This is a genomic window from Paraburkholderia caffeinilytica, assembly GCF_046030355.1.
Classification (GTDB): domain Bacteria; phylum Pseudomonadota; class Gammaproteobacteria; order Burkholderiales; family Burkholderiaceae; genus Paraburkholderia; species Paraburkholderia caffeinilytica_B.
In genome coordinates, this window is record NZ_JAQQCQ010000052.1 from 1 (window position 1) to 5,043 (window position 5,043).

Annotated in this window: 2 tRNA genes and 2 rRNA genes; all 4 read left to right on the forward strand. The window is 53.2% G+C overall.

Annotated features, from left to right (window positions below):
* Positions 1 to 9: 9 nt before the first annotated feature.
* The 4 genes from PQQ95_RS36415 to PQQ95_RS36430 all read left to right on the forward strand — a co-directional run bounded on the left by PQQ95_RS36415 (position 10) and on the right by PQQ95_RS36430 (position 5,030).
* Positions 10 to 1,540 (forward strand): 16S ribosomal RNA (locus PQQ95_RS36415).
* A 64-nt stretch (positions 1,541 to 1,604) separates the two neighbouring features.
* Positions 1,605 to 1,681 (forward strand) — tRNA-Ile (locus PQQ95_RS36420).
* Between the two features lie 76 nt (positions 1,682 to 1,757).
* A tRNA-Ala gene (locus PQQ95_RS36425) sits at positions 1,758 to 1,833 on the forward strand.
* 316 nt (positions 1,834 to 2,149) lie between these two features.
* Positions 2,150 to 5,030, forward strand: a 23S ribosomal RNA gene (locus tag PQQ95_RS36430).
* The 16S and 23S rRNA genes sit together here with 2 tRNA genes alongside, the layout of an rRNA operon.
* The last annotated feature ends 13 nt before the right edge of the window (positions 5,031 to 5,043 follow it).

The following is a 5,043-nucleotide window of genomic DNA, read 5'->3' on the forward strand; positions in this document are numbered from 1 at the left end:
AACAGGTTTGAACTGAAGAGTTTGATCCTGGCTCAGATTGAACGCTGGCGGCATGCCTTACACATGCAAGTCGAACGGCAGCACGGGGGCAACCCTGGTGGCGAGTGGCGAACGGGTGAGTAATACATCGGAACGTGTCCTGTAGTGGGGGATAGCCCGGCGAAAGCCGGATTAATACCGCATACGCTCTACGGAGGAAAGGGGGGGATCGCAAGACCTCTCGCTACAGGGGCGGCCGATGGCAGATTAGCTAGTTGGTGGGGTAAAGGCCTACCAAGGCGACGATCTGTAGCTGGTCTGAGAGGACGACCAGCCACACTGGGACTGAGACACGGCCCAGACTCCTACGGGAGGCAGCAGTGGGGAATTTTGGACAATGGGCGAAAGCCTGATCCAGCAATGCCGCGTGTGTGAAGAAGGCCTTCGGGTTGTAAAGCACTTTTGTCCGGAAAGAAAACCTCCGCCCTAATATGGTGGGGGGATGACGGTACCGGAAGAATAAGCACCGGCTAACTACGTGCCAGCAGCCGCGGTAATACGTAGGGTGCAAGCGTTAATCGGAATTACTGGGCGTAAAGCGTGCGCAGGCGGTCCGCTAAGACAGATGTGAAATCCCCGGGCTTAACCTGGGAACTGCATTTGTGACTGGCGGGCTAGAGTATGGCAGAGGGGGGTAGAATTCCACGTGTAGCAGTGAAATGCGTAGAGATGTGGAGGAATACCGATGGCGAAGGCAGCCCCCTGGGCCAATACTGACGCTCATGCACGAAAGCGTGGGGAGCAAACAGGATTAGATACCCTGGTAGTCCACGCCCTAAACGATGTCAACTAGTTGTCGGGTCTTCATTGACTTGGTAACGTAGCTAACGCGTGAAGTTGACCGCCTGGGGAGTACGGTCGCAAGATTAAAACTCAAAGGAATTGACGGGGACCCGCACAAGCGGTGGATGATGTGGATTAATTCGATGCAACGCGAAAAACCTTACCTACCCTTGACATGTATGGAACCCTGCTGAAAGGTGGGGGTGCCCGAAAGGGAGCCATAACACAGGTGCTGCATGGCTGTCGTCAGCTCGTGTCGTGAGATGTTGGGTTAAGTCCCGCAACGAGCGCAACCCTTGTCCCTAGTTGCTACGCAAGAGCACTCTAGGGAGACTGCCGGTGACAAACCGGAGGAAGGTGGGGATGACGTCAAGTCCTCATGGCCCTTATGGGTAGGGCTTCACACGTCATACAATGGTCGGAACAGAGGGTCGCCAAGCCGCGAGGTGGAGCCAATCCCAGAAAACCGATCGTAGTCCGGATCGCACTCTGCAACTCGAGTGCGTGAAGCTGGAATCGCTAGTAATCGCGGATCAGCATGCCGCGGTGAATACGTTCCCGGGTCTTGTACACACCGCCCGTCACACCATGGGAGTGGGTTTTACCAGAAGTGGCTAGTCTAACCGCAAGGAGGACGGTCACCACGGTAGGATTCATGACTGGGGTGAAGTCGTAACAAGGTAGCCGTATCGGAAGGTGCGGCTGGATCACCTCCTTTCTCGAGCTGACGTGTCAAACGTTGAGCGCTCACGCTTATCGGCTGTGAATCAGGACAGACTCAGGGGTCTGTAGCTCAGTTGGTTAGAGCACCGTCTTGATAAGGCGGGGGTCGATGGTTCGAATCCATCCAGACCCACCACTGTTTCTGCGGTGGCTGCGCTAATCACTGAACCCCTGGGGAAATCAGATGCAGGTAGAGATATCTGTGTATGACTGGGGGATTAGCTCAGCTGGGAGAGCACCTGCTTTGCAAGCAGGGGGTCGTCGGTTCGATCCCGTCATCCTCCACCAATTTCCAATGCCAAGCGTTCTGCAAGGGTAGTAAGTGCAGAGTGTTTCGCATTGGCGATTGAGCCAGTCAGAGTGATATGAAGCAGAGCTTTATATCGGCTGTCGTTCTTTAACAATCAGGAAGAAGTAGTAAAGAGATTCACGAAAGATCACCTTGAGATGGGTGATTGAGTAGGTGGATCAGGGTTGTGATTGTATCAATGTATTTTTAAGTGATCGAAAGATTGCTTTGGAATACGGCGCAACACGAATACTCAACCTGTAGCGAGTGCAATCAGGAATTTCTTCGGGAATTCGAGAGACACACCCGTTATAGGGTCAAGCGAACAAGTGCATGTGGTGGATGCCTTGGCGATCACAGGCGATGAAGGACGCGGTAGCCTGCGAAAAGCGACGGGGAGCTGGCAAACGAGCTTTGATCCGTCGATGTCCGAATGGGGAAACCCACCTCTTTTGAGGTATCCATGACTGAATACATAGGTCATGCGAAGCGAACGCGGTGAACTGAAACATCTAAGTAACCGCAGGAAAAGAAATCAACCGAGATTCCCAGAGTAGTGGCGAGCGAAATGGGATCAGCCTGTACTCTTTATCTTCATTGTTAGTCGAAGGCTCTGGAAAGTGCCGCCATAGCAGGTGATAGCCCTGTAGACGAAAACAGCGAGGAAGAACTAGGTGTACGACAAGTAGGGCGGGACACGTGAAATCCTGTCTGAAGATGGGGGGACCATCCTCCAAGGCTAAATACTCGTGATCGACCGATAGTGAACCAGTACCGTGAGGGAAAGGCGAAAAGAACCCCGGGAGGGGAGTGAAATAGATCCTGAAACCGCATGCATACAAACAGTAGGAGCCTCTGCGAAGGGGTGACTGCGTACCTTTTGTATAATGGGTCAGCGACTTACATTCAGTGGCAAGCTTAACCGATTAGGGCAGGCGTAGCGAAAGCGAGTCCGAACAGGGCGTTCAGTCGCTGGGTGTAGACCCGAAACCAGGTGATCTATCCATGGCCAGGATGAAGGTGCGGTAACACGTACTGGAGGTCCGAACCCACTAACGTTGAAAAGTTAGGGGATGAGCTGTGGATAGGGGTGAAAGGCTAAACAAACCTGGAAATAGCTGGTTCTCTCCGAAAACTATTTAGGTAGTGCCTCGTGTATCACCTTCGGGGGTAGAGCACTGTCATGGTTGTGGGGTCCATTGCGGATTACTACGCCATAGCAAACTCCGAATACCGAAGAGTGCAATCACGGGAGACAGACATCGGGTGCTAACGTCCGGTGTCAAGAGGGAAACAACCCAGACCGCCAGCTAAGGTCCCCAAATATTGCTAAGTGGGAAACGAAGTGGGAAGGCTAAAACAGTCAGGAGGTTGGCTTAGAAGCAGCCATCCTTTAAAGAAAGCGTAATAGCTCACTGATCGAGTCGTCCTGCGCGGAAGATGTAACGGGGCTAAGCAATATACCGAAGCTGCGGATGCACATTTATGTGCATGGTAGGAGAGCGTTCCGTAAGCCTGCGAAGGTGCACTGGAAAGTGTGCTGGAGGTATCGGAAGTGCGAATGCTGACATGAGTAGCGATAAAGGGGGTGAAAGGCCCCCTCGCCGTAAGCCCAAGGTTTCCTACGCAACGTTCATCGGCGTAGGGTGAGTCGGCCCCTAAGGCGAGGCAGAAATGCGTAGCTGATGGGAAGCAGGTTAATATTCCTGCACCATTGTTAAATGCGATGGGGGGACGGATCGCGGAAGGTTGTCCGGGTGTTGGAAGTCCCGGTCGCTGCGTTGGAGAAGGCACTCAGGCAAATCCGGGTGCGTAATTCAAGGGCGTGGCGCCATTCACTTCGGTGAAGAAGCAATCGGAAGTGGTTCCAAGAAAAGCCTCTAAGCTTCAGTTTAACAAGACCGTACCGCAAACCGACACAGGTGGGCGAGATGAGTATTCTAAGGCGCTTGAGAGAACTCGGGAGAAGGAACTCGGCAAATTGGTACCGTAACTTCGGGATAAGGTACGCCCCTGTAGCTTGATGCCCCTGCGGGCAGAGGGTGAAGGGGTTGCAATAAACTGGTGGCTGCGACTGTTTAATAAAAACACAGCACTCTGCAAACACGAAAGTGGACGTATAGGGTGTGACGCCTGCCCGGTGCCGGAAGATTAAATGATGGGGTGCAAGCTCTTGATTGAAGTCCCGGTAAACGGCGGCCGTAACTATAACGGTCCTAAGGTAGCGAAATTCCTTGTCGGGTAAGTTCCGACCTGCACGAATGGCGTAACGATGGCCACACTGTCTCCTCCCGAGACTCAGCGAAGTTGAAGTGTTTGTGATGATGCAATCTCCCCGCGGCTAGACGGAAAGACCCCATGAACCTTTACTGTAGCTTTGCATTGGACTTTGAACCGATCTGTGTAGGATAGGTGGGAGGCTATGAAGCGTGGACGCCAGTCTGCGTGGAGCCGTCCTTGAAATACCACCCTGGTTTGTTTGAGGTTCTAACCTTGGTCCGTTATCCGGACTGGGGACAGTGCATGGTAGGCAGTTTGACTGGGGCGGTCTCCTCCCAAAGTGTAACGGAGGAGTACGAAGGTACGCTAGGTACGGTCGGAAATCGTGCTGATAGTGCAATGGCATAAGCGTGCTTAACTGCGAGACCGACAAGTCGAGCAGGTGCGAAAGCAGGTCATAGTGATCCGGTGGTTCTGTATGGAAGGGCCATCGCTCAACGGATAAAAGGTACTCTGGGGATAACAGGCTGATACCGCCCAAGAGTTCATATCGACGGCGGTGTTTGGCACCTCGATGTCGGCTCATCTCATCCTGGGGCTGTAGCCGGTCCCAAGGGTATGGCTGTTCGCCATTTAAAGAGGTACGTGAGCTGGGTTTAAAACGTCGTGAGACAGTTTGGTCCCTATCTGCCGTGGGCGCTGGATATTTGAAGGGGGCTGCTCCTAGTACGAGAGGACCGGAGTGGACGAACCTCTGGTGTACCGGTTGTCACGCCAGTGGCATCGCCGGGTAGCTATGTTCGGAAGAGATAACCGCTGAAAGCATCTAAGCGGGAAACTCGCCTTAAGATGAGATATCCCCGGGGCTTCGAGCCCCTTGAAGGGTCGTTCAAGACCAGGACGTTGATAGGTCAGGTGTGGAAGCGCAGTAATGCGTTAAGCTAACTGATACTAATTGCCCGTAAGGCTTGATCCTATAACAGGTGTGT